Source organism: Paenibacillus sp. FSL M7-1046 (assembly GCF_038007405.1).
GTDB lineage: Bacteria > Bacillota > Bacilli > Paenibacillales > Paenibacillaceae > Paenibacillus_AQ.
In genome coordinates, this window is sequence record NZ_JBBOXB010000001.1 from 7,641,567 (window position 1) to 7,668,095 (window position 26,529).

General features: G+C 51.7%; 20 protein-coding genes. 6 read left to right on the forward strand and 14 right to left on the reverse strand.

What is annotated here, in order from left to right; genetic code table 11:
- The first annotated feature begins 5 nt into the window (after positions 1 to 5).
- On the forward strand, positions 6 to 254 hold the full coding sequence (locus NYE29_RS34330; RefSeq protein ID WP_076113282.1) for a DUF7667 family protein: 249 nt from the start codon (positions 6 to 8) through the stop codon (positions 252 to 254).
- 94 nt (positions 255 to 348) lie between these two features.
- Here NYE29_RS34330 and NYE29_RS34335 read toward each other — a convergent pair whose 3' ends face one another.
- The 11 genes from NYE29_RS34335 to NYE29_RS34385 all read right to left on the reverse strand — a co-directional run bounded on the left by NYE29_RS34335 (position 349) and on the right by NYE29_RS34385 (position 12,478).
- A complete protein-coding gene (locus NYE29_RS34335; protein WP_340899550.1) occupies positions 349 to 2,208 on the reverse strand; it encodes an ABC transporter ATP-binding protein in 1,860 nt (619 codons plus the stop codon).
- Entirely contained in the window at positions 2,198 to 3,973 is a 1,776-nt protein-coding gene (locus NYE29_RS34340; protein WP_340899552.1) for an ABC transporter ATP-binding protein, read from the reverse strand. The genes NYE29_RS34335 and NYE29_RS34340 overlap by 11 nt, the downstream gene beginning before the upstream one ends.
- A 501-nt stretch (positions 3,974 to 4,474) precedes the next feature.
- Positions 4,475 to 5,023 (reverse strand): dihydrofolate reductase family protein, encoded by a 549-nt coding sequence (locus NYE29_RS34345; protein WP_038588548.1) that lies wholly within the window; start codon positions 5,021 to 5,023, stop codon positions 4,475 to 4,477.
- Between the two features lie 155 nt (positions 5,024 to 5,178).
- Positions 5,179 to 6,576: a Fe-S cluster assembly protein SufB gene (gene sufB / locus NYE29_RS34350; RefSeq protein WP_038588545.1), complete on the reverse strand. Its 1,398-nt coding sequence runs from the start codon at positions 6,574 to 6,576 to the stop codon at positions 5,179 to 5,181.
- 20 nt (positions 6,577 to 6,596) lie between these two features.
- Positions 6,597 to 7,034, reverse strand: a complete 438-nt coding sequence (gene sufU, locus NYE29_RS34355; RefSeq protein WP_038588542.1) for a Fe-S cluster assembly sulfur transfer protein SufU — start codon at positions 7,032 to 7,034, stop codon at positions 6,597 to 6,599.
- Positions 7,021 to 8,247 carry a cysteine desulfurase gene (locus NYE29_RS34360; RefSeq protein ID WP_076113278.1) on the reverse strand — a complete coding sequence of 409 codons (1,227 nt, stop codon included), beginning with the start codon at positions 8,245 to 8,247 and terminating at the stop codon, positions 7,021 to 7,023. Before NYE29_RS34360 ends, sufU begins: the two co-directional genes overlap by 14 nt.
- Positions 8,244 to 9,545: a Fe-S cluster assembly protein SufD gene (gene sufD, locus NYE29_RS34365; RefSeq protein ID WP_340899554.1), complete on the reverse strand. Its 1,302-nt coding sequence runs from the start codon at positions 9,543 to 9,545 to the stop codon at positions 8,244 to 8,246. Before sufD ends, NYE29_RS34360 begins: the two co-directional genes overlap by 4 nt.
- 28 nt (positions 9,546 to 9,573) lie before the next feature.
- Positions 9,574 to 10,356: a Fe-S cluster assembly ATPase SufC gene (sufC, locus tag NYE29_RS34370; protein WP_038588534.1), complete on the reverse strand. Its 783-nt coding sequence runs from the start codon at positions 10,354 to 10,356 to the stop codon at positions 9,574 to 9,576.
- Between the two features lie 230 nt (positions 10,357 to 10,586).
- Positions 10,587 to 11,159 carry a DUF1802 family protein gene (locus NYE29_RS34375; RefSeq protein ID WP_340899556.1) on the reverse strand — a complete coding sequence of 191 codons (573 nt, stop codon included), beginning with the start codon at positions 11,157 to 11,159 and terminating at the stop codon, positions 10,587 to 10,589.
- A gap of 183 nt (positions 11,160 to 11,342) precedes the next feature.
- Positions 11,343 to 11,804: a Dps family protein gene (locus NYE29_RS34380; protein WP_076113275.1), complete on the reverse strand. Its 462-nt coding sequence runs from the start codon at positions 11,802 to 11,804 to the stop codon at positions 11,343 to 11,345.
- 371 nt (positions 11,805 to 12,175) lie between these two features.
- Positions 12,176 to 12,478 (reverse strand): YunC family protein, encoded by a 303-nt coding sequence (locus NYE29_RS34385; RefSeq protein ID WP_076113274.1) that lies wholly within the window; start codon positions 12,476 to 12,478, stop codon positions 12,176 to 12,178.
- Between the two features lie 201 nt (positions 12,479 to 12,679).
- Between NYE29_RS34385 and NYE29_RS34390 the strand changes: the two genes are divergently transcribed.
- Positions 12,680 to 13,186, forward strand: a complete 507-nt coding sequence (locus NYE29_RS34390; protein ID WP_340899557.1) for a hypothetical protein — start codon at positions 12,680 to 12,682, stop codon at positions 13,184 to 13,186.
- Positions 13,187 to 13,276: 90 nt separating this feature from the next.
- On the opposite strand, the gene NYE29_RS34395 is transcribed toward NYE29_RS34390, so the two are convergent.
- The gene (locus NYE29_RS34395) at positions 13,277 to 13,654 is read right to left on the reverse strand and encodes a DUF423 domain-containing protein (protein ID WP_038588519.1); all 378 of its coding nucleotides are present in this window, start codon (positions 13,652 to 13,654) and stop codon (positions 13,277 to 13,279) included.
- Between the two features lie 172 nt (positions 13,655 to 13,826).
- Between NYE29_RS34395 and NYE29_RS34400 the strand changes: the two genes are divergently transcribed.
- Positions 13,827 to 14,291, forward strand: a complete 465-nt coding sequence (locus NYE29_RS34400; protein WP_144024441.1) for a hypothetical protein — start codon at positions 13,827 to 13,829, stop codon at positions 14,289 to 14,291.
- A gap of 107 nt (positions 14,292 to 14,398) precedes the next feature.
- Here NYE29_RS34400 and NYE29_RS34405 read toward each other — a convergent pair whose 3' ends face one another.
- Together NYE29_RS34405 and NYE29_RS34410 are read right to left on the reverse strand one after the other, a co-directional pair.
- Positions 14,399 to 15,286, reverse strand: coding sequence for a hypothetical protein (locus NYE29_RS34405; RefSeq protein ID WP_340899558.1), 888 nt, complete (start codon positions 15,284 to 15,286; stop codon positions 14,399 to 14,401).
- 173 nt (positions 15,287 to 15,459) lie between these two features.
- Positions 15,460 to 17,052 (reverse strand): amidohydrolase, encoded by a 1,593-nt coding sequence (locus NYE29_RS34410; protein WP_340899559.1) that lies wholly within the window; start codon positions 17,050 to 17,052, stop codon positions 15,460 to 15,462.
- Positions 17,053 to 17,194: 142 nt separating this feature from the next.
- On the opposite strand from NYE29_RS34410, the gene NYE29_RS34415 reads away from it, so the two are divergent.
- From NYE29_RS34415 to NYE29_RS34425, 3 genes are all read left to right on the forward strand, one after another.
- The gene (locus NYE29_RS34415; RefSeq protein WP_076113268.1) at positions 17,195 to 17,842 is read left to right on the forward strand and encodes a hypothetical protein; all 648 of its coding nucleotides are present in this window, start codon (positions 17,195 to 17,197) and stop codon (positions 17,840 to 17,842) included.
- 139 nt (positions 17,843 to 17,981) lie between these two features.
- Complete coding sequence (locus NYE29_RS34420; RefSeq protein WP_340899562.1) at positions 17,982 to 24,731, forward strand: DUF7507 domain-containing protein; 6,750 nt, start codon at positions 17,982 to 17,984, stop codon at positions 24,729 to 24,731.
- 26 nt (positions 24,732 to 24,757) lie between these two features.
- The gene (locus tag NYE29_RS34425) at positions 24,758 to 26,413 is read left to right on the forward strand and encodes a hypothetical protein (protein WP_340899564.1); all 1,656 of its coding nucleotides are present in this window, start codon (positions 24,758 to 24,760) and stop codon (positions 26,411 to 26,413) included.
- Positions 26,414 to 26,529: the final 116 nt, after the last annotated feature.

Here is a 26,529-nt window from a genome sequence, read left to right on the forward strand (position 1 = left end):
AACCTATGCTACCGGTTCATCAGCGTCTGGCAGAGCTTTATACTGCAAGCTGCAGGCGCCCGCTAACGGCGGCCGAAGAAGCCGAGCAGCGCCATTGCCTGCAGGTGAACACCATGTATTGCTGGGAGATGGCAAGGCTCACCAATGAGGCTGTTCTTGCTGCGCATACAGAGGACACCGAATGGCAGCAGGAGATCAGCGCACAGATGTTTGAAGTGCGTATTTCCGGCAAAGTTGGGAAACGACGTGAATAGAAATCCCATCTTATCCGCTATTGTAAATAGGATAATCCAAAAAAAAGAGCAGCCCCTCCAGCAATTCTCATGCCGGATGGGGCCGCTCTTACTTCTATAAGAAGCGGAACTGCGCTTCGATTAAACCGTTATAAATGCCATCTCTGGCGGTAAGCTCGGCATGATTGCCTTCTTCCTTGATCTCCCCGTGATCCAGCACGATAATTTTATCGGCGTGGCGGATCGTTGACAGACGGTGGGCCACGATAAAGGAAGTGCGGCCCTGCAGCAGAATCTTCAACGCTTCCTGAATTTTGATCTCCGTCTCGGTGTCAATACTCGCCGTAGCTTCATCCAGGATCAGAATACGCGGATCGGCCAGGAGTGCCCGGGCAAAGGAAATCAGCTGACGCTGTCCCATGGACAGCGCACTCCCCCGCTCCTCCACCTCAGTTTCGTAACCGCCGGGCAGTTTCATGATGAAATCATGGGCATCCACTGCCTTGGCGACCTCTTCAACCTCCTTATCGGTGGCATCCAGCCGCCCGAAACGGATGTTGTCGCGGATCGTTCCTGAGAAGATAAACGTATCCTGCAGCACGATACCAATCTGCTCCCGGAGACTCTGCAGGGTAACCTCACGGACATCCTTGCCGTCGATAGTAATATCGCCGCTCTTAATGTCATAGAACCGGCCGATCAGGTTAATGATCGTACTTTTACCGGAGCCCGTGTGGCCCACAAGTGCGATCGACTGGCCGGCCTTGACGTCCAGATCAATACCCTTCAGCGCCGCACGGCCCTTTTCATATTCGAAGATGACCTTGTTAAAGCGGATATCCCCTTGAATCTTCGGCAGCGGTGTTGCCCCCGGTTTATCCTGAACCGAAGGCTGCTCATCCAGATACTCAAAGATCCGTTCTGAAGACGCCATTGCTACCAGCAGCTGATTGTACATCTGTCCCAGTCTGTTGATCGGGTCCCAGAAGTTGCTCACATACGTACTGAATGCCACCAGGTAACCGACGGTCAGCTCTCCGGATTGGATCAAATATGCCCCCAACCAGAACAGGATCATGGTGCCGAATCCGCCTGTTATTTCAATAATCGGGCCAAAGGCCTGGTTCATCGCTGAAGCCTTGTTCCATGATTTCCGGCTGTCCATGTTCATGGCGTCAAAGTAATGCATATTTTCCTGTTCCTGTGTGTAGGCCTGTGTTACCCGGATACCTTGAATCGACTCATTCAAATGTGAATTGATCCGCGAGTTCTTCATCCGCACATCCTGCCAGGCAATCCGGATCTTCTGCCGCAGCTTGGTTGAAACCAGGAACATAACCGGCACCGTAACCATCACGGCAAGCCCCAGTTTCCAGTTGATCAGCAGCAGAATCACTGTAATGCCGACCAGTTGAACACAGTCGATCATTAAATTGACGACCCCGTTGGTGAACAGATCCTGCAGGGAGTTAATATCATTCGTCACCCGTACCAGTACCGAGCCGGCCGGGCGTTTATCGAAAAAGTTAAAAGATAGCTTCTGGATATGCCGGAACAGGTCCGAGCGTAAATCATAAATAACCCGTTGGCCGATAACATTGGTATATTTGATCCGGTACACCCCTGCAATCCACTGGATCAGGTACAGTACAATTACACTTACCGTAAGTGTGTACAGTAACGTTAAGCTGGGGTTTCCCTCTTTCGGGGCAATTGCCTTGTCAATAGCCATACTGGTCAGAAAAGGGACCGTGAGCTTCGTGACTGTGCCCAGAACCATCAGAGCGGAGACGAGCGGAAGCATCTGCTTCGCGTAAGGCTTCATATATCCGAACAACCTCGTGAACTGCTTCCAGTCAAAGGATTTGTCGATCTGGTCGTCATCCTTGTATACAAAGCGTTCCTCAAGCGTCTGTTCCTCGGTTTTATTGTGCTTTGCACTAGCCGCTGTGGCTTGTTTGGCTTCAAGCTTCATGCTGAATCCCCTCCCCTCTCACCGAATTCCGGGCCAGATAATCGGCGTATTGAATCCGGTACACATCCTGATACGGGCCGGGAACTTCAATCAGCTCCGCATGTGTTCCCTTTTGAACCATCCGTCCTTCATCCATCACGATGATCTGGTCGGCATGACGCAGAGAGGAAATCCGGTGGGCAATGATCAGCGTGGTCCGTCCGCGCATAACCTCCTGGAAGCCGGTCTGGATCTCATGTTCCGTCTCCATATCCACGGCACTCGTGGCATCATCCAGAATGAGGATACGCGGATTCTTAAGCAAGGCACGGGCGATAGCAATCCGCTGCTTCTGTCCGCCCGAAAGTCCCATCCCCCGCTCGCCGACTACCGTGTCATATCCATCAGGCATCTCCATGATGAAATCATGCGCTTTGGCAAGCTGTGCCGCCCGGATGATTTCCTCCATGCTCACATTTTTGAGGCCGTAAGAGATATTATTGCGGATAGAGGACGAGAACAGGAACGTCTCCTGAAACACAGTCGAAATCTGCGAACGCAGGCTGCGAATATTGTACTCCCGGATATCCACGCCATCCAGTGTAATGCTTCCTTTATTTACATCATAGGCGCGCATCATCAACTGGGTAATCGTCGATTTGCCGGAGCCGGTACCGCCGAGAAACCCGATAACCGCACCCGGCTCCGCTTCGAAATGAATGTCTTTTACAGCCGGCATTTTATTCCCGTACGCAAATGTAACATGGTCGAAAATGACCTCGCCCCGCACCTCGGAGGATACAAGCTCGCGGGCATTCTCCTTATCCTTTACATCAATCTGCTGGTTAAGGACTTCAAGTACACGTTCTCCCGAAGCTTTGGATTGCGTATAGTTGTTGATATGGAAGCCAAGACCCCAGACCGGACCGATAATATACCAGATCAGACTGAAGAAGGCGACCAGTTCACCCAGTGACATGCGGCCCTTGATGACCAGCGTTCCGCCGACACCGAGCAGAATGGCTATACTGACGGAGGCCAGAAGCTCCATGACCGGGAAAAATTTGCTCCACAGCTCGGCGGCAAAAATCTGGTTATCCTTATAACGTTCATTACGGTGCGAAAATTTCTCAACTTCATAAGCCTCTCTGGCAAACGATTTGACCGTCCGTACACCTGTAATATTCTCCTGAACAGCCGTGGTCAGAGAGCTGAGGGCCAGCCGCATCTCCTGAAAGGCCGGATGAATTTTCGATTCGAATCTGAGTGCTACTGTAGCCAGAAAAGGCATAGTGATCAGTGTGACGAGCGTAAGCTGCCAGTTGATCGTGAACATCATAATAGACCCAAACAGCACCATAAAAAATACATTCAGCAATTGGGCGAAGCCGAAGCCGATGAAATTCCGGATCGCTTCAAGGTCCCCGGTCAGCCGGGACATCAGGTCTCCAGTCTTTGCCGTATCATAGTAACGGAAAGACAGAAATTGCAGCTTCTCATAGCAGGCATTGCGCAGCCGGTAGGCCAGAAAGTTACCCAGCCGTCCTCCAAAAAAACCATGCGCAAACTGCAGGCAAGCTTTGACGATTACCACGGCCAGTACAGATAGAGCGAGTACGGGCACCTCAGTAAACTTCAGGGGAACAATCACATCATCAATTAACCTTCGTAGCAAATTCGGGGTAATAAGCCCCACTGCAGTTGCGGCAGCCAAGCATAAAATCGACAGAATCAGATAGTGCAGCTTCTCCCGATAAAAGCCCCGCAGTTGCCTGAGAACATCCATATCTCTCCTCCTTAAAGCTTTACGAAGTAAAGCTTACTTCGTAAGCATGAACTTGGCTTTACGAAGTAAAACTCACTTCGTAAGCATGAACTTGACCCTACTTGGCGGCGCCTGCCCCGTAAGATACATTTGGCTTGCGATGCAAATCTCACATCGCAAGCCAGCTTTTTTAGCGCTTCCATTTTAGGGACTTTAAGCAGTTTATCACCCATATTTTAATGCGGCAAAGGGTAGAATACGCCGTTTTCCACGTTTTTCCCGAATAAAGATGGCTTATATGATAATAAAACGATACCTATAGCTTTAATTGCTTCCATTTCCTCGCAAATACTGTTCAATTAAGCAAACACAAGATTCAGGGTGTATATTTATGCATATTTCATCCATTTCCGTGAAGCTTGTTACAACAAAAAAAACGCAACAGCCAAAACATGGGGTTCATGTTCCAGCGGTAGCGTTTTTGGATTGCATTTTGTTGTTTCCTCTGCTGCTGTACAGCTCTTAGTTCTTTGCAGGCCGGTAGCAGACTACTGCCACACCGGAGGAGAACCGCTTAGTCTGCACCAGCTCAAAACCCTGCTTCTCCAGCCCATCTCCAAAGAGACGTTTGCCCTTGCCCAGCACCACCGGAAACACCATTAACCGGTACTCATCCACGAGACCCAGCGAGATCAGGGACTGTACAAGCGTGCAGCTGCCAAACACGAGAATGTCTCTGCCGGGCTGCTCCTTCAGCTTCGTGATTTCTTCCACCAGATTATTCTTGATCACAGATGAATTGTTCCACCCGGCTTCTGTCAGGGTTGTGGAGACTACATGTTTGGCATAACCATTCATCATCTCGCCGTATTCCCCGGTCTGCTCCAGCATATTAGGCCATGCAGCCGCAAAGCCTTCATAGGTTACGCGCCCCAGCAGCAGCGCATCGGCAGCTTTTAACTCCGCGAATTTAAACTGATCCTGCTCATCCGAGCTGTATTGAAAGGTCCACTGCGGGTCCTCCATTACACCGTCAACAGTTAAAAATTCAGACACAATCAAGTTTCTCATGTGGGCCTCCTGAATACGTAGTGGGCAAAAGCAAAACATGTGCCCGGCAGGCCTGAAAGATGAGAACATCAGGGCTGCTGCGGACACACATTATGGTGACAACTATAAATATTAATTTAAATTGTAGGAAGGTGGAAAACCTTAGTACAGCAAGGTTATCCGATACTTCCTTCCATCTCGAACTTGATGAGACGGTTCATTTCGACCGCATATTCCATCGGCAGTTCTTTGGTGAACGGCTCGATGAAGCCCATGACGATCATCTGTGTGGCTTCGGCTTCTGTGAGACCGCGGCTCATCAGATAGAACAGCTGCTCCTCGGAAACCTTGGATACCGTCGCTTCATGCTCCAGCACGATATTATCGTTCATGATCTCATTATATGGAATCGTGTCCGAAGTGGACTGGTTATCCAGAATGAGCGTATCACATTTGATATTCGATTTCGCGCCTTCCGCCTGACGGCCGAAGGAAGCGAGTCCGCGGTAAGTTACCTTGCCGCCGTGCTTGCTGATCGATTTGGATACGATCGTCGAAGTCGTGTCCGGTGCCAAATGGATCATCTTGGCGCCTGCATCCTGGTGCTGGCCTTTGCCTGCCACTGCAATCGACAATACGGAACCTTTGGCTCCCCGGCCTTTTAACACAACCGCAGGATACTTCATTGTCAGCTTGGAACCAATGTTGCCGTCCACCCATTCCATGGTAGCATTCTCTTCAGCAACCGCACGTTTGGTTACGAGATTGTAGATATTTGGTGCCCAGTTCTGAATAGTAGTATACCGAACACGGGAGTTCTTCATACACAGAATTTCAACAACGGCACTATGCAGGGAATTAGTGCTGTAGATTGGTGCGGTACAGCCTTCTACGTAATGCACAAAGCTGTCCTCATCCGCGAGGATCAGCGTACGCTCGAACTGACCCATGTTCTCGGAGTTGATACGGAAGTAAGCCTGCAGAGGCACTTCGCATTTCACACCCTTCGGAACATAGATAAAGCTGCCCCCCGACCACACGGCACTGTTCAGTGCAGCAAACTTATTGTCTGTCGGCGGAATGATCGTGCCGAAGAATTTCTTTAACAGCTCGGGATGCTCACGCAGCGCAGTATCAGTATCGGTGAAGATAACCCCTTGGTCTTCAAGGCTCTTCTGCATGCTGTGATAAACAACCTCAGATTCATATTGTGCTGATACACCGGCGAGGAACTTCTGCTCCGCTTCCGGAATACCCAGCTTATCGAAGGTTTCTTTAATCTCGGAAGGAACTTCCTCCCAAGTTTTTCCTTGCTTCTCGGAAGGTCTTACATAGTACTGAATGTCTTCGAAATCCAGATCATCCATGTTGCCGCCCCACTGAGGCATCGGCATCTTGCGGAATTGCTCCAGAGCTTTCAGGCGGAAGTTCAGCATCCATTCCGGCTCGTTTTTGATTGCGGAGATTTCCTTCACAATTTCGGCCGTAAGTCCTTTACCAGACTGAAATATCGACTTGTGCTCATCACGGAACCCGTACTGGTATTCCTCCATATCAGGCGCTTTCTTAGCCATGGTGTCAGCCTCCTTGTTATCTAATGTTGTTGGTGTTCTTCTTCGACGTCTATTCCTTTGCGAAGCGCGTTCCATGCCAATGTGGCACATTTGATCCGCGCCGGAAATTTATTAACACCGGAAAGGGCTTCTATATCTTCATAGTCTCCGAAATCTACTGTCTCACCCTTCATCAGGGAGGAGAACTTGTCAGCAAGCTCAAGCGCATGCTCTATAGTCTGTCCCTTGACGGCTTCCGTCATCATGGAAGCCGACGACATGCTGATCGAACAGCCTTCGCCGCTATACCGGGCATCTTTGACGATGCCGTCCTCTACCTTAAGCTGCAGCGTAATCCGGTCGCCACAGGTCGGGTTGTTCAGCTCAATCTTCACAGCGTCGTCTGCAAATGAACCACGGTTCCGGGGATTTTTATAATGATCCATAATTACGCGTCTATACAAGTCATCCAAGTTCATAGGCGAAATACTCCTTTGCCTTGATTAAAGCTTGGACCAGCGCATCTACATCCTGTTCCGTATTGTAGAGGTAGAAGCTGGCCCGTGCCGTTGAGCTTACCTCAAGCCAGCGCATCAGCGGTTGGCAGCAATGATGGCCGGCGCGGACGGCAATACCTTCCGCATCCAGCACCGTCGCCACATCATGCGGATGCACATCACCCAGATTGAACGTGACTACACCCACCTGACGATTACGCGGGCCATACAGCGTCAAGCCGTCAACCTCTGCAAGTCGCTGCTCCGCGTAAGCGGCAAGCTGGATTTCATGACGGTGAATTTCATCCAGTCCGATCTCCTGCAGGAAATCAATTGCTGCTCCCAATCCGACGGCACCGGCGATAATCGGTGTCCCGCCTTCGAACTTCCAAGGCAGCTCTTTCCAAGTGGATTCATAAAGACCGACATCATCAATCATCTCGCCGCCGAACTCAACCGGCTCCATAGCTTCCAGCAATGCCTTCTTGCCGTACAAAGCACCGATGCCGGTCGGGGCCAGCATTTTGTGACCGGAGAACGCATAGAAATCGCAATCCAGCTCCTGGACATCGACCTTCATATGCGGCGTGCTCTGTGCTCCGTCCACCACGATAACTGCACCCTTGCGGTGAGCAATGGCTGCAAGCTCTTTAACCGGATGGGTAACCCCCATAACATTGGATACATACGCGATGGCTACGATTTTGGTCTTGTCCGTAATCGTATTCTCGGCATCCTCCAGGGTGATCGTTCCATCCTTCTGCAGTGGAAGAAATTTCAGGGTTGCCCCAGTCTTCTTGGCCAACTGCTGCCATGGAATAAAGTTGCTGTGATGCTCCATCTGGGTGATGACAATTTCGTCGCCTTCACTAAGAACAGCAGGGCCATAAGAAGAAGCCACTATATTTAACGCTGTCGTTGTGCCGCGGGTAAAGATTATCTCCTTCGTGCTGCGGGCATGTATGAACTTCGCAACCTTCTCGCGGGCTCCCTCATAAGCATCCGTAGCCCGGCTGCCCAGAGTATGCACACCGCGGTGGACATTGGCGTTATCCCATTCATAATAGGATTTCACCGCTTCGATGACTTGGCGCGGTTTCTGTGAAGTTGCCGCACTGTCCAGATAAACCAGCGGATGGCCGTTAATCTTTTGATTCAGGATGGGAAATTGCTCCCGGATGTTACTGTTAATCATTGGCCTAACTTCCTTTCCACAAGAGATTGGAGCTGATTGCGCAGTCCCTCCAGTGGAATTTGCGACACTACCGGTGCCAGGAAGCCGTATATGATCAGTGTTTCTGCATCGTGCCGTGTAATTCCGCGGGACATCAGGTAAAACACTTGCTCGTAATTGACCCGTCCTACGGAAGCGGCATGGCCGGCTGTTACATCATCTTCATCTATAAGAAGGATCGGGTTGGCGTCGCCGCGTGCTTTCGGGCTCAGCATCAGAACTTTTTCGGTCTGCTGTCCATCGGCTCTTGTCGCACCTTTTTCGATCTTCGTAATTCCGTTAATAATAGAAGTCGCAGAATCCCGCATAACAGCACGGGTAATCATGTCACTCGGCGTATTCTTGCCGAAGTGCTGTGCCTGAGTCGTATAGTTCAGCTTCTGCGAACCCGATCCTACCGCGATCACTTTGGCATCGGAGCTTGAACCATTGCCTTTCAGCACCGACTTCGTGTCACTCGCTGTATCGCCGTAGTTCATTTCGCCGACAATCCACTCAATAGTTCCATCGTTCTCAACAACTGCACGGCGGTAGGTCACATCTGTAGTGTCCACGCCAAGCTGATGTACCGAGGCAAAGCGCACTTTGGCGCCCGCACCTACAAATACTTCAACCGCACCGTTATGCAGTCCGGCTTCCGTTTTGTCGGATACATAGTTGTCTACATAGGTTACTGAGCTGTTCGATTCGGCAACCACCAGAATATGCGGAACGAAAGCAGCTTCCGCATCGTCCGTCAGCAGCACCGCTTGCAGTGGAGTGTCGATAACCACATTTTTGGGAACATAGAGGAATACTCCGCCGTTCCACAGGGCGGCATGAAGTGCAGCAATGGAATGCTCGTCTGGCAGCACCGCCTTATGCAGATAACGCTGGACAAGATCTCCATGCTCTTTGACTGCTGTCTGCAAATCGGTAAAAATCACGCCTAGCGCAGCAAGCTCAGGAGACAGCCGTGTATAGACAGCGCCTGAATTACGTTGAATAATCAGACTGCCTTCCTCCTGACCCTGAATCAGGGCAGTTATGGAAGCAGGTGCTTCACTAAGTGCTGTAAAAGGCTGGCTTGCTTTGTAGGTTCCATAGTTGTTCACGTTCCAGCGTTCAATCCGTGTCTTTTCCAGTTTCGGCAGCTCCAAGCTTGCTGCCAGTTCCAGCGCCTTTAACCGGCTGTCCTTCAGCCAGCTTGGCTCGCCGCTGCTCTGCGATAATTCGCTGAGACGTCCGGCATCCACCGGAAGAATGGTTTGCGTCGTCATAAGTGGTTTCCTCCTTCCTGGCGTCTCTTTAAGCTTCCTGTCCTACAGTTTCATCTTCAATGCCGAGTTCTTCTTTAACCCATTCATAACCTTCTGCTTCCAGACGCTGCGCGAGTTCAGGTCCGCCGGATTTCACAATGCGGCCCTGCATCATAACATGCACGTAATCAGGCGTGATGTAGTTAAGCAGACGCTGATAGTGGGTAATAACCAGGAAACCGCGTTCCGGGCTGCGCATCGAGTTTACACCTTCAGCGACAATTTTGAGTGCATCAATATCAAGGCCGGAGTCAATTTCGTCAAGAATGACGATCTTCGGATCCAGCATCATCATTTGGAGAATTTCGTTGCGTTTCTTCTCGCCGCCCGAGAAGCCTTCGTTCAGATAACGGTGCAGGAATTCCGGATTCATATCCAGTTCCTTCATCTTAGCTTCCATCTGACGGATGAAACGGATGAGGGAGATTTCACTGCCTTCTTCACGGCGCGAATTGATGGCACTGCGCAGAAAGTCGGAGTTGGTTACTCCGCTGATCTCGCTTGGATATTGCATGGCCAGGAACAAACCGGCGCGTGCGCGTTCATCTACTGCCATCTCCAGCAGGTCTTCACCTTCCAGCACAGCCGTGCCTTCAGTTACTACATACTTTGGATGACCCATGAGTGCCGAAGCCAGTGTACTTTTACCTGTACCGTTCGGACCCATGATAGCGTGAATTTCGCCGCCCTTCATCTGAAGATTGATACCCTTCAGAATTTCTTTTCCTTCGATTGTCGCTTTTAGTCCTTCAATGACAAAATCTGCTGCCATAATAATTATTCCCTCCACTCATCAATTTGCAAAATCAGAAAGCTGTATTGAAACAGGGGATCCCTGTTTGCCAGCACAATTAGATTTTATATCACATTATAATTATTATAAAGTGAATTACAGTGATTATCAATGATTCTCACTAATTTTATTACAAAGGAAGTTTTTTTACAAATATCTATTTTCAATTTTCATACCCGTCATCCACGTTTAGCGCTTTTCTCAGCCTGTTACTGTCCAAGGGCAGAGATGATTTCCTCTTTCCTGATCCGGAACTCTTCGTCGCCCAGAACCGGGCGCAAGTTGCCGGCTTCAGGCGGGGACTCCAGTTCAATCCAGGAGCGGCAGCCTGAATACTCCGGCAGCACTTGAATAATGGCGGGAGCCTCGGGAACGTATACACGAAGCAGCAGGACATGAAGCGGTTCCTTCGCTTTCCAGCGCAATCTTTCGGACGCAAGTCCTTCGCTCCAGATGTGATAGGGATACAGCCGTTCCAGCTGATTCAAATCACGAACCTCCAGATCAGCAGCAACTTCACCGTATGCATTCAATGAAATCACAGCGGGGTCAGCGCCGCCTGCTTCCAGTGTCTGGCCGACGAGCGGGCGGTATGGCTCCTTCAGCAGTTCGGCACGTTGGTGTTCATAAGTGGGATAGAGATAGAACGAAGGGCTTTTAAGTTCAAAACGCCGTGTTTCTTCCTCTATCCCCCCTTTGCGCATCAGCATAATCATCCGTCCTTCTGTCAGCGTTTGGATAGCTGAGGCCCATTCTTTTAAAGCTACGGGGTTAGCGTTCAAGGACAATCACTCCTTCCACTCATCCTGTTCAAAATTATCATCTTCACTATAAATTATATCCCTTGCCGCAGGAGTCTACAAATTTCGCAGCCTGCCAACGCTCATGCCACAGTAACACAAAAACAAAGCCTCCGCACAGGAGGCTTTGCAGAATTTCAAATGTAATTTCGGGTCAGGCTGGAATCAGCCCAGGAACGAGCGCAGCATCCATTGCTGCTTCTCCAGATCGGAGCGGATCTTGATGAACAAATCGGCTGTCGGCTGATCGCTGGCGTTCTCTGCAAGCTCAATGCCTTCCGCAAGTTCTTCGGATACCGTAGCAAAATCTTCAATGAGGGATTGGACCATGCCCCGGGCATCTTCTTTGCCCGTTGCTTCCTGAATGGTGGCAATCTCCAGATATTCTTTCATTGTAGCTGCAGGGCTGCCTTTGATACTCAGCAGGCGTTCAGCAACTTCATCCATTTTCAGCGTAATATCATCATAAAGCTCTTCAAATTTCACATGCAGGGCGAAAAATTGTTCGCCTTTGACATACCAGTGAAAGTTATGAACTTTAACGTACAATACATTCAGGTTCGCAACTTGACGGTTGAGGACTTGTTCCAATGATGCAGTGTTTACTTTGTTAGATGCTTTAGCCATGATATGATCCCATCCTTATCCATAATTTAGCCGGCTGCTTGTCCAAGGTCCGGCCTTGCAATTGTCTATACTTACTTTACCCTTCCAGCGGTTAGCCGAAACAAAATGGAAGCCACATCTGCAGTGAAATCGAGCTCTCTCCGAGGGCTTAAACCAGCTCCTTATCCGTAGGATGACCAAGATTGCCTGCCTTATGCCCTTTAACTGCCCGCATAAGTGGAAACGGATACCGTCCTCAAAAGGACGGTATCCGTTTCAGCGAGAAATAGAAGGATAATTTATAGCGTAAAGCATATAAAAATGCTTATATTTCAACAAAAGGGCCCACTGGGGACCCTTGCAACACGCCAAATTATTACCTTCATTACCGCTCAAAGCATGCGGAGCAATGCCTCACTGCCTGCCATCCCCGGCACAATCCCAAGATTTTCCGCCTCTATAGTAACAGACTCCAGCGGAGCTGCCAGGAGCTGCGCCAATGTGCGTACGCCTACGGCCCGTGCGGCAATAATCTGCCGGTCACTAAGCATCTTATTCAGCAGTCCCACATCCAGCGCTCCGCACATAATATACCCTCGGCTTGTGCTGATGGTGAGCAGCGTTGTTTTGGGAAGTTTCACCTCGACTCCAACTAAGGTGTGATCTCCGACCTGAATAGGTTCTATGGTAACCAATAGCAGCGCCTCCTTTTTTCGTCATCCACGCTCTATGTGTATGCGGAGCCCTTTTGCTGTGTGTGGACGATGGTCCTATATCCTAATAAAATACAGAGACTTTAAGCCTTATTTCCAAGCAAAGAAGTATATGATTATTGTTTATTTAATGGTATAGTTTATTTACTTTACGAATCGATTTAGTAAAAAGCTGGGGGATTTATGGACAAGAAACTACAACACACGGACGGAAATTATTTATTTAACGTCGACATCCTGATTAATGCCCGTACCAACCCGCTTGCACTGCAATATTTACTTGAAATGTTGAATAACAGCGACAAAATCACAGATTTCAACATTAACTCAGGTCTTGAGCTGGGAAGAACCATTGACAACCTTCTACGTTCTGCGAAGATAGCTCTGCAACAAGAGTCAGCCCCTCCAGTTCCATTTAAATTGCCAGTGAAGCCGGCGGACAAACAACCGGAAAAACCCACAGAGGATAAGCCGTCAGTGGAAAGCCGTGCGGATGCTTATGGAAAGATCAGACAGTACATTCAGAACAATCAACTGGTCCGTATTCGGACGAACCGTCATGGCAAGCAGATGTCCATGCCCTGCCGTATTCTAAATTTTGATGAAGCGGCCAACTCGATAAGCATCTACCACGTTGATGAGAAACAGGTCTATACCTTTAACCTCAATGAAATTGACGAATTTCATTAGCACGAACCTGTGCAGCACAAACAAGCACCCTACCGGAATGGCATTCCGTGAAAGGTGCTTGTTTTATTTGCTTATGCCATCCGGCTGGCTTCAGTTCTTACGGGAAAGGGCTTCCCAGGCCAGACATATCCAGCCGGCAATAAAACATACGCCGCCGAGCGGGGTAACCGCTCCAAGGATTTTTATTCCGGTAATACTCAGTACGTACAAGCTGCCGGAGAAGAGAACAATTCCTGCGATCAGCAGCCTGCCGCTCCAGCGCAGGCGGACACTCTCTCCCCATTGTCCTGCAATAATCGCGACCAATATCAGTCCCAGTGCATGAATCATATGATAATGCACACCGGTTTCATACACCTTCATGTAATCCTCGCTGATCGAAGCCTTCAACATATGCGCTCCGAATGCGCCGATCCCCACTGCCAGCATAGCCAGCAAAGCTCCCCAGGCGATAAATCTCCGTTGCATAATCAGAATACAACTCCTTATTATTGGACTTCCCCTATCTTACCTTATCGGCAGGGGTCAATTCCAGCGGAGTTCCGGGATTTTTTCAATGTGGGACTTGCATTTGAAGCGTTCTTATGAAAAAGTGGATAGTATCAATAACCCATTCTTTTACAAGGAGCTCACTTTTATTATGGACTATAATCCTCCACCAAAATCCGATTCACAGGAAACCCGGCAGGACAGCCTATTTCCAGGACAAAATGATCTGTCAAAACCTGAAGTGCCTTACACCTACCAAGAGAATAAACGTGATTTCAAACATTCCGGCCCGGGTATCGCCTCTTTCGTGATCGCGATGGTCACATTTATCGGTTATGCGATTACTTTTGTGATGGTAGGGATGCAGGCTTCCTCCATTCTTAGTGAAAGCAACAGCATCATCAATGAGTCTGCAGGAACGTTCATGTTTCTGGGGTTGACCGTATTGATTCTTGCAGCTGTTAATGTAATCGGAGCAGTTGTCGGAATTATCGGGCTGACTCTCCGCAACCGCCGCAAAGTGTTCGCCGTTATCGGCACCATTATCAATGCTATCATCCTTCTGTTGTTCATGCTGCTCATTTCTACCGTTCTGGTCAATGCCGGCTCCTACTGATTATCCCGCTATTTACTTCCATTTATAGAAAAGAGCCACTCCCGTTGATCGTGGAGTGGCTCTTTTCTTATTTAATACTGCAACTTAAGCTGAAATGCAGGCACCTGCTAGCGGCTTACGATGGAATCCAGCGATGCGTAGACATGTGGCCCGAAGCCTTCCGAGGCCTCTCTCTGTGGAATATTGAGTTTGATCATGTAGCCCTGACCGTCAATTTCCTTGACGATCGTTTGCCGGGTCAGGCCGGAACCTGTTGCGGTCAAATATAAGCGCAGGTCAGACATTCTGAGATCACGCTCTTCCTTGCTGAGTGCTGTCACCTTGCCAGTAACAGACAATTCCTTACGGCCTTCCTGCTCCAAAAGATCGAGATTAAAATCAGAAGGCAATTTTTCAATTTCGGCGTAATAATCAGGATCCACCTTCATAGATAACCGGTTGCTTGCCGCATCAAAGGTAAAGATATCAAATACATAAAGCGAATAACCTTCTCCGTCCGCAAGCGTGGCAGTCTTCTCTTCCGCCATGCCTTCCAGCGTAAGCTTCATGGTTCGGGTCTCCGGCAGTTTGGCCGCCGGGGCTGCCCCTTCTTCCGCCTTGGACAGCTTGGAAAGAATCCGCTGGACGACGGAAGGATCACCCTCCACCGACTTTTCTACATATTCAAAAACTACAGGGTCCTCCATCTCAAGACCTTCAAGCACACTCTCGGTGCCAGCATCCAGTTCAAAAGCGGTAGGGCCTTCTTCCGTTTCTATTTCAATCGAATGACTGTCAATTTGACCGACATAGCTGCCGGTTCCTTGGATGACCTGTGCTTCAGCAGTAGCGGTAGGACTAGGTGCAGGCGCTGCTGTGTTTGTCGCTGGTGAAGGAGAAACCGTTGCCGAAGGCTCACCCGGAGCCTCAGCAGGAGTGTTGCCTCCGCAAGCGGTTAATGTCAGCATCAATACAGCGACTGCCGCAATAGCCGGTAATGAACGTTGTGATTTCATGTTGACTGCCTCCTCATAGACGTGCGGTATGGTCAATATCTGCTTGCTACCCTTATTAACGTTTAACCCATAGTCGGGGTTGCATAAACTTTGCCGAAATTGGTGGGGAGCGCACTAGAAGTGTATGAGGCGGCATTTCTTCAGCTCATCATCCGGTACCCGGACTGCTTTTTTCATTGCGCACAGTAGGCGATTTTCCCATTGACCACAGTCATCCGTACTTTCACCAGCAGCAGTTCCTCGGGATCACTCAACACGTCACGGTCAATTACCGTGAAATCCCCCTGCAAGCCCGGTGCGATACGTCCGCGTTCCCGCTCTTCTCCCGCGGCAGCCGCACTGCCCGTTGTGAATAGACCTATCGCCTCCGGGATGCTCAGCTTCTCACCCGGCAAGTAGCCCTCATGGGATTCCCCCGGCTTGCGCCGGGTAACGGCAGCGTGCAGCCCAAGAAATGGATTCAGCGGTTCAATCGGCGCGTCACTGCCACCGGCACAGGTAATTCCGGCCTTCATCAGCTTATTCCAGGCATACAGATGCCCTGTTCTTGCCGGGCCTACCCGTTCCAGCACCCAGGGAAAGTCACTGGCCACAAAACGCGGCTGGATATCGGCAATGAGCCGAAGTCCGCGCATTTGCTCCACCAGTGCGCCATTCAGCACCTGGGCATGTATGAAGCGGTCCGGCAGGCCGGCTTCCGGAGACAGCCGGTGATGGTCCATCGCAGCCAGCGTCATCCGGGCTGCCGCATCTCCGATTGCATGCACAGCAACCGGGAATGACAGCCGTCTCGCCGCGCCGACAATTTCATTCAGCTTCTCCTGTGTGTGGATCGCAATGCCGGATGTATCCGGGGCATCGCTGTAAGGCTGCTCCAACAGTGCGGTCCGTCCGCCGATGGCACCGTCGGCGAACAGCTTGACCGCACCAAGCCGCAGCCACTCGTCACCGCTGCCTGCCTGCAGCCGCAGCTCCTCCACCTCCTGCAGATAGCCATAATACAGCAGCTGGTGTGTGCGGAAGAACAAGCCTTCTTCGCGCAGCTCACGGTGAATCTGCAGCATCGTCTCCACACTGTCCAGCAGCCGCAGATCCTCTGTATGCACGGCTGTAAGCCCCAGGGAGAGCGCGTCGGCAATTCCCCGGCGGACCGCATTCTTCTTGGCGGCATAATCGGGCACCGGCTGCACGGCATTAAACGGCTGTGAGGCATCCTCATAAACCCAGCCGTTCAGCTTCCCTTCAGCGTCACGTCCGTAAGCTCCGGAAGCAAAGTCCGGTGTGGATTCGGTCACGCCTGCCCGCCTGAAAGCCTCGCTGTTGCCGAGGAAGGCATGAAAGCAAGTGCGCGTAAGGAATACGGGATGCCGCTCTGTCACCGCATCCAGCTCAGATATATGCGGCGCTGCGGCAGGCCGGAATTCATTCTCGTTCCAGTTCAGCCCGAGGATCCATTCCCCGGCAGGCGTAATCTCTGCGCGTCTGGCAATTGCATGCAGCATCTCTTCTTTGGAGGTCATACCCGTGAAATCCAGCATGTCCAGCTTCATCCCGTGCATGCCCAGATGCACATGCGCATCGGTCAGACCGGGCAGCACATAGGCTCCGTCCCAATCGACAACGGTGTATTCTCTGCCGCTAAGCTGCAGGGCCAAATCCCTGCCCTCTCCAACGGCAGTGATCCTGCCGTCCTCCACGTATACAGCATTATCGCCGGGGTGGCTGCGAAATGGCAGAACGCCATTTTTAAATAAGATTGCGGTCATGTACTTCTGCTCCTTTGTTATAACAACTTTTATATTAAAAGCATGTTTCTTTCAATCTATGGGCATGAGCCGGAAGCATGCAACTGCGGAATTAATACTATGGTGAAGAGCCTTATTTACGTTCTAAAAAGGAGTGGTTTCCTTGAAAATCGATATCGGCTGCGGTTCCGCTAAAGAATTGGGTTATCTGGGAATCGACTGCATTTCATACCCCGGGGTGGATCTGGTCTGCGATATTAATAAAGGCATTCCACTGCCGGACAATACCGCCGAATTCATTATGGCCAGCCGCGTTCTGCCCTATGTAAACAATCTATTTGCGGTGATGAAAGAGATTCACAGGATCTGCATCCATAAAGCCGTTGTCTGCATTCTTGCACCTTATGCACATAGCTTCCCTCACGTCTCCAATCCTTTTTTCAAACAAAAATTCGACGAGTACACTCCCCGGTATTTCACAAACCGCTTTTTCCAGCCTTCGGCAGGTCCGCTCTCTCCGGTGATTCCCGATTATCCGGTCCCCTCTCCGCCCTTCGATTACAGACTGCTGCGGATGGAGCTGTTCTATCAATACCCGTTTAACGACTCGCTCTACGAAGCAGAAGAGCTTGAGATTCTCAAGACGCTGCAATCTAATGTAGTTCATGAAATCATGTACCACTTTGCCGTCATTAAGAAAGAAATCACCCCGGAGGAGCTCGAAACCATGAGCAGGAATCATTATCCTGAACCGCGTGTGCTGCTGGAACGGCGGCTTCTCTCACAGCATAGACAAGATTTCAGCAAGTAGAAAAATAAATATGTATTTTTTAAAAAATCCCCCGTGGACAAACAATTATGCCCGTCACCCGTCATAGGCTAATATACCACAAGAAATTTGGCACATCGTCCTTATCCAGGAGACGGTCTGCTTTTTTTCGTCTAAGCAATTGCGCAGTTCAGCAACCTTGAAGGAGGTGAAAATCATTCCTCTAGTCGTTCGGGCTACGATTAACGCAACCGGCGCAATCACATTTACCGGCAATACACTTGGACTAAGCAGATCCGAAACGGCCGGGGTTCCCGGTACACAGGATAGTATAGGTGCATTCAGTACGGTCAACACAGCCTCTGTATTCGGCACCTATCCTGCCGGTACGACCAGCCTGTACCAGAACAACAGCTCAGCCGCCATACTGACGCTTCCCGCAGGAAGCACAGTGCTGTACGCAGAACTGATCTGGGCCGGCTCCTATATTAACGGCTCGGTTAATCTCAGCGCCTTCATCAATAATCCGGTCTCCTTCACCACACCCGCAGGGACAACGGTCAGTGTTTCTCCTGATGCGGCTACAGCTAATATAGTTGACCTGGGAGGCGGCGCCTCCGCCTATGTACGCTCAGCCAATGTCACCAGCATTATTCAGGGCGGCGGTGCCGGAACCTACACGGTCGGCGGTGTCGTAGGCACCATCGTTATCACGGGTGATGCAACCGCCAACCATGCCGGCTGGACACTTGGTGTGATCTACCAGAACCCCTCCCTCCCTTTCCGCAATATGTCGCTGCGGGCAGGAGCTGTGCTTGTACAAGCCACTTCAGCCCCGGTTGTCACGACCATTACGGGTTTCGCCACACCAGTCACCGGTGCTCTGGGCGGACGCATCTTGTTCAGCGCGCAGGAAGGCGACGCGAACCGTTCAGGCGACCAGGCGCTGTTCGGCCCGACCTCCGCCACACAGGTGGCCTTGTCGGGTCCCAACAATTTTGCCAACAACTTTTTTGCTTCGCAGATTAATAATGACAGCGGCGCTCTGAGTACGACCGGAACCTTCGGAACCCGCAACCAGACCAATGGCAGTCCAGGCACCAATATCATCGGTGGACGTCAAGGCTGGGACATAACCAACGTCGACGTTTCGGCAAGACTGGTGAACAACCAGTCCTCTGCACTGCTGACGTTGACCACCTCTGGCGACGCCTATGTAGTCAACGCGAATGCGCTCCAGATCAATATTAACGCACCGGTAATCACGCTGACCAAAGGCTCCAATGTGGCCGGTCCGATCGTCGGTGATAACATAACCTATACCGTTACCATCAACAACACAGGTACTGCCAGCGCTACGAGTGTGGTACTGTCGGATACACTGCCAACCGGCTTGACCTTTGTAGCCGGAAGCGTTGTGGTCGCCGGTATTTCCAGGCCTAGCTATGATATTTCAGCCGGCATTCCCTTAGGATCACTGGCACTCAGCTCTTCTGTAACGGTTACATATCAGGCCAGAGTGACCTCGCTGCCGCCCAGTCCGCAGACGATTGCCAACTCTGCCAATGCCGCATTTACCTTCCAGAGTGTGGCCGGCGGCCCCATTGTTTCGGGAGTTATCCCTTCCAATACAGTAACGGTTCCAGTGTACTCGCCGGTTCTGGGTATGGTCAAAAGCGCCAACACCGTCAACGCAACCGTTGGCGATGAGATTACCTATTCCGTGCAAATCTCCAACACGGGAAATATCGGTGCGTCCACGACGCTGACTGACAACATCCCTGCCGGAAGCACCTACGTTCCCGGGAGCTTTACTGTCAACGGGACTCCCCTGGCAGGCAATCCCGCCACGGGCATCGCAATCGGCACGATTGCCGCCGGAGGAAGCTCCACCGTTCAGTTCAGGGTTGCCGTGAACAGTCTGCCGTCGCCGCCGCGGTTAACCGACCAGGCCGCTGCAGCCTATACCTTCCTGGTGCCTGACGGTCGTACAGTGGCCGGTTCGGCGGCATCGAATACGCTGACCATTCCGGTGACACTGCCCAATGTTGCAGTGGTCAAGAGCACCAGCTTCCCTGACGTTGCGGTAGGGGACACTTTGACCTATACCTCCGTCATCAGCAACAACGGGATTTCGGCGGTAACACATGTGGTCCTGTCCGATCCGATTCCTGCAGGTACCACCTTTGTTCCGGGCAGCGTGACCGTTTCCGACTCAGCCCGTCCTGCCGCAGACCCGGCAACGGGAATCTCTGTGGGAGCAATTCCTCCTGGCAACAGCGCAACCGTAGCTTTCCAGGTGACGGTCACCTCTGTACCGGGAACCGGACAGCTGTCCAACCGTTCTTCGGCATCCTATAGTTCCGGGCTGTTTACAGGCATTTCCCAATCCAACATCACCACAACACCTGTGTATCAGCCTGTCATTGGCATTGTCAAAAGCGCAAGTCCGGCCAGTGCGACTGTAGGCGGCAACGTGCTTTACACCCTTCAGGTGCAAAACACAGGGAATCTGGCAGCAACCGTCACCCTAAGCGACAATATCCCCGCCGGCTCTACCTTTGTTGCGGGAAGCGTTACAGTGAACGGTTCCGTTCGTCCTGCGGATTCTCCGCTCACCGGAATTCCACTAGGGGCCGTAGCTCCCGGTTCTACGGTAACCGTCAACTTCCTGACCACGGTGCAGTCACTGCCCTCTCCGGCGGTATTGACCAACCAGGGAAGCAGCAGCTATACCTACCAGTTGCCCAGCGGGCGTTCCCTCAGCGGGGAAAGCCTCTCCAATACGGTCAGCATCCCGGTTTCAGCACCGAACATCACCTTATTCAAGACAGCCAATCTCTCCGCCATCGCTGTCGGGGAGAATATAACCTATACCGTAGCGGTGTCCAATCCGAGCGGGGTAGCTGTAAACAACGTCGTCCTGTCTGATCCAGTACCCGCGGGAGGGGTATTCGTGGCCGGGAGCGTCACGGTGAACGGGGCAGCTGCACCATCCGCCAACCCGGGGGCGGGCATTGCTCTTGGGACCATCGCGGCAGGGGGAAATGTGATCGTCACCTTCAAGGTGATTGCTGCCTTCCTGCCAAATCCCGCCGAACTGAATAACCGGGCCAGCACATCTTTCACGGCAGGAGCGTTCAGCGGAACTGCACTGTCCAATACAGTGACGACGCCGATCTTCATTCCGGTCATCAATCTCGTTAAAAGTGCCAACAGCGCCCAGGCTTCGGTAGGCAGCTCCCTATCCTTCTCGATCCTGGTCAGCAACACCGGTAATATCGCTGCCACGCTGAACCTGACTGACAGTTTGCCGCCGCAAGCAGTATTTGAACCGAACAGCGTCATCATTGGCGGAACACCGCTTCCCGGTTTTGACCCGGTAACCGGAATCCCGGTAGGTCCGCTTGTGCCGGGCGATAGTGTCACCGTCAGTTTTCTGGTCACCGTGACGGCGCTGCCCCCGGGCCAGCAGTTGCCCAATTCAGCAGCTGCCGCAATCAGCTTCACTCTGCCTGACGGACGGCAGCTCGGAACAACTGCTGTTTCGAACACGCTCAGTGTCCCTGTCTCCGCTCCCAATGTCAGTATCGTCAAAAGCGTGAACGCCATTGATGCCGTTACGGGTGACATTCTTAAGTTCACCTCGGTGCTGACAAACACCAGCATCGCGGCTGTCAGCAACATCATTCTCAGTGATCCTCTGCCTGAGAATGTTACCTTCATTCCCGGAACCGTAATTGTGGGCGGCGTTTCCCAGCCGCAATCAGTTCCGTCCGCCGGCATTCCAATCGGCAGTCTGGCCCCAGGGGCGTCAGTCGCCGTAACATTCGAGGTGAGGATAACAATGCCGATTCCTTCACAGATCAACAACCAGTCGACCGTCAGCTTTACCTCCGGTGTATTCTCCGGTTCTTCCTCTTCCAACGTAACCACGACACCGGTAATACAGCCGCAGATTTCCCTTGTCAAAAGTGCCAATGATCTTAATGCAACAGTTGGCGATACCATTATCTACACGATTGTTGTCAGCAATACAGGCAATCTGGCTGCGAATGTTACTTTGACTGACAACATTCCCGCAGGGACCACCTTTGATCCCAACAGCGTCATCGTCGGAGGCTTCCCGCAGCCGGGAGCCGCACCCGATACCGGTATTACCGTCGGCACCGTAGCTCCGGGGGCCAGTGTTACCGTCAGCTTCACTGTCTTTATTGTTTCCTTGCCTTCACCACAGCAGCTTGTCAATCAGGCCTCCTCCTCCTTCACTTTCACTCCGCCTGACGGCCGGCTGCTTACGGGTACGGCTGTATCCAACACGGTAACTATCGCGGTCTCCGCTCCCAACCTTTCCGTAGTGAAGAGCACTCCTGCAACAGCAGCTGCCGTTGGAGATACGATTGCCTATTCCGTAAGCATTACCAATACCGGAATCGATCCCGTAAATAATGTATTGCTCAGTGACCCCGTGCCTGACGGAGCCTCATTTATACCCGGCAGCGTATCAGTAAACGGAGTGCCTTTCCCCAATGCCAATCCGTCTTCCGGGGTTGCGATCGGAACGTTGGCCTCCGGCGCAACTGCAATCGTCTCTTACAGCGTAACGGTCATTTCCGTTCCCGCTGACGCCTCTATTGACAACCAGGCGACCGTTACCTATACCTCTGGTATTTTCTCAGGTACTACTTTGTCGAACCCGGTAGCCGTTCCCGTCTTCCAGCCGAATGTCTCTGCGGTTAAAACGGCCAATACGACAAATGCTACAGTCGGTGATACCGTTACCTATACCTTGACTGTCAGCAACACCGGGAATTATGGAGCCGCTCTGACTGTAACAGACAATATTCCGTCAGGCACCACCTTTGAGCCCAACAGCGTCCTGATCAACGGGCTGCCTCTGCCTCAAGCAAATCCGACTACTGGCATTGCCGCAGGAACTGTCGCTGCGGGAGCCACTGTCGCTGTCTCCTTCTCAGTCGTGATTACCTCACTGCCGTCTCCGCAGGTGCTGGTCAATCAGGGAACCGCTTCTTACAGCTTTACATTGCCTGGCGGACGCACAATCAACGGTTCGGCACTCTCCAACACGGTCACGATTCCTGTATCCAGCCCGAATCTCGCCGTGCTCAAATCCACCGTGACAACAGCAACTACCGTCGGGGACACGATTACCTATTCTGTGACATTGACCAATAACGGGATCGCAACCGTCAATAACGTCGTCTTTACGGATGCACTTCCTGCTGGTACCGCCTTTGTGCCGAACAGTGTGCTGGTAGACAGCGTCGGGCGGCCCGGAGCTTCACCCTCTACCGGGGTAACCATAGGCAGTATCGCTCCCGGAGCTTCAGTGACCGTAGTCTTTACTGTAACCGTAACTTCGCTGCCGGCAACCGGACTGCTGAACAATCAATCCTCCGTCAGCTTTACATCCGGAGCACTTTCCAACGTAGGATTTTCCAATATTGTCACCACACCGGTCTACGAGCCGATAGTTGCAGCAGTCAAAAGCGCAAGCTCCGTCAACGCTACTGTCGGGGATACCATTACCTATACCGTAATTGTAAACAATACAGGCAACTATCCGGCTACAGCCACTTTGACCGATACGATTCCGGCAGGAACCCTACTTGTGGCAAACAGTGTGCTGATTAACGGATTCCCGTCCCCGGGAACCGATCCCGCAACCGGCATTCCACTCGGTTCTATTGCTGCCGGTACCAGCTTGACAGTCACTTTCTCCGTTCTGATCACTACGCTGCCGCCAAGCCAGCAATTGACCAACCAGGCTACCATCACCTTTGCGTATACCCTGCCGGACGGCCGGACCTTCAACGAATCGGCAGTCTCCAACATCAATCAGATTTCCGTTTCATCGCCTAACGTATTGGTATCAAAGGCCTCCACTGCAACAGATGCCGTAGTAGGTGATACCGTTCCCTACACAGTCACCGTTACCAATAGCGGGATTGCATCGGTCAACAATGTCGTGCTTAGCGATCCGATACCACCGGGAGCTTCCTTTGTCACAGGCAGCGTAGTTGTCGACAGCACTCCTCTGCCGGGAGCGAACCCGGCCAATGGAATTTCCCTTGGCACTCTGGCTCCGGGAGCTTCTGTCCAGGTCTCCTTCAATATTGTTGTTACTGCGCTGCCGAATCCGCCGAGCCTTAACAACCAGGCGTCCGTGAGCTTTACCTCCGGTGCTTTCTCGGGTGCTTCCTATTCCAATAACCTGATTACTCCGGTGTATCAGCCGATCATCAATATCCTAAAGAGCGCAGATACAGCAAATGCAACCGTCGGAGACACTGTCACTTACTTCTTTAGCGTCACAAACACCGGGAACTTGCCGGCTGTGGTTACCCTTACGGACTCCATCCCTGCAGGAGGTGTATTTGTTCCAAACAGTGTGCTGGTGAACGGTGTGCCGCAACCAGGAGCCGATCCGGCAGCTGGAATCAACCTTGGAACGGTTGCCCCTGGAGCTACAGTCGTCATGACAGTCACCCTGCAGGTTACCGTGGCTTCGCTGCCTTCACCGCAGCGACTCGTCAACCAGGCAGCCGCAACCTTCACGTTCACGCCGCCGGACGGACGACTGCTCTCAGGCTCTTCCTTGTCCAATGTACTTGTGATCCCTGTATCGTCTCCGGACGTCACCGCAGTCAAGAGCACACCGGCTATCGATGCCGTAGTCGGCGACATCCTTACCTATACAATTGTAGTGACGAACAACGGTATCGTCGCCGTCAACAACGTTGTGCTGGTTGACCCGATTCCTGCTGGAAGCCAATTCGTTGCGGGCAGCGTTACCGTAGACGATATCGTCCGTCCTGGGGCCAACCCCGGATCAGGTGTTGTCATCGGCACGATTGCTGCCGGAGCTTCAACGACGGTGACCTTCAAGGTTCAGGTAATCGCAACATGACCCCTGCCTCATTTCCTCAACCTGTCGTGACGAATCAGTCCATGGTACTGTTCAGCTCGGCAGCGGGTATAGACGCTATAACCTATTCCAATACCGTCCATACCCCGGTCCTCAGCCCCGTACTTTCCTTATTCAAAAGTGCAGACAAAACCAGCGTCTCCCTTGGGGAGACGCTGGTATACTCGCTTGTTGCCAAGAACAGCGGCAACGTGGCTGCACTGGCAACGATCAGAGATATTCTCCCTGAAGGTGTATCCTTCATTGCTAATAGTGTGCTAAGAGACGGAGTCCCCCTTCCCGGGGTATCTCCGTCTTCCGGCATACCGCTGGGAACAATATCACCGCAGGCACAGGTCCGCATCGCCTTCCAGGTCATTGTCGTTTCGCTTCCGCCTTCACTGGAGCTTCGCAATGAAGCCAGGGGATTTTATTCGTTCACTACACCGGAAGGCAGGCTTGTGCAAAGCGAAATCCGCTCCAATCCGGTAAGAGTTTCTTTGCTTTCCTACCAGCTCTCCACCCTTCTGGCCGCAAGTACTCCGACTACATTTACCGGAGATGTAGTCACTTATACGCTGCTGCTCAGGAACGAAGGAGCACGGCTGCTGAACGATACTATCGCATTCATTCCCGTGCCGGATGGTGCCATTTTCGTTCCGGGAAGTGTTGTCGCCGGGGGGATCTATTATCCCGATGCTGATCCGGCAGAAGGAATCCGGCTGGGGGTCCTAAGTACAGACACAGCCGCCGAAATTTCTTTTCGCGTGCGGATCACATCGGTCCCTGAGAATTCCGTATTAACAACGCAGGCGCGCACCACTTACCAAGTAGATGAGGTTACTGAGGTTACCGAGAGCAATACCGTGGAAATATCCATTGTCCAGGCAGGCGTTACGGTCAGTCTGAAGGTTGATCGCTACAGCGTGGCGCCTGGAGACAACCTGCATTACAAGTTCACCGTACAAAACAGCGGAAATCTGGCTGTAAATGCTGCACTGGTGGATGCAATTCCTGCAGGAACATTGTTCATCTGGGACAGCGTTATGGTTGACGGTGTGCCCATGAAGGGGATTAGACCGGGAGAATTCATCCCGCTGGGCACGATAAGAGCCGGCTCTGTGGTCCTCGTGGAGTTTCTTGTGTCCATCCCTGCAGCCACTGACATCAAGCAGACCCCGGCGGTGCAGAACCAAGGCAATCTGCAATATACCTTCACACTGCCAGACGGACGAAATGTAAGACTGGTTGCCCGCTCAAATGCGGTTACTACCTTGATTCTCTCGCCGGCCATATCCATTGAGATGAGTGGTGAACCGCCAATTGTCGAGCCTGGTGGGACTGCCCAATTCAGGATTTCAGTGACCAACAGCGGCAATTATCCTGCTGACGTTTCTGTCATCCGGATCGTGCCCCAAGGAAGCCTAATTGAGTCCGACATCGTTACAATCAGCGCCCTTACCTCACCTGAATCCTCTTACCGGGGTACGGTGGCGATGGGCACAGTGCAAGCTGGCCAGACGGTCTATCTCACTTATTTTGTCAGAATCAATGACGATTTCATGGGCCGGGCCCTTCAAGGCTCCTCGACCGCGCTGTACCTGTTCACGATTGACGGCCGGAGATATTCCGGGGAATCCCGGTCCAACAGCTATAGGCTTTTTATTGAAGAGATCAGTGAATAAGGGATTAAAGTTCCCTGATCTGCAGTTTATACCCATTGATATCTTCACATATCCTCCCTACCCCTGAATATACTTTAGTTACAGCATGCCTCAGAGTCACTCTCTTTAAGAAGCAT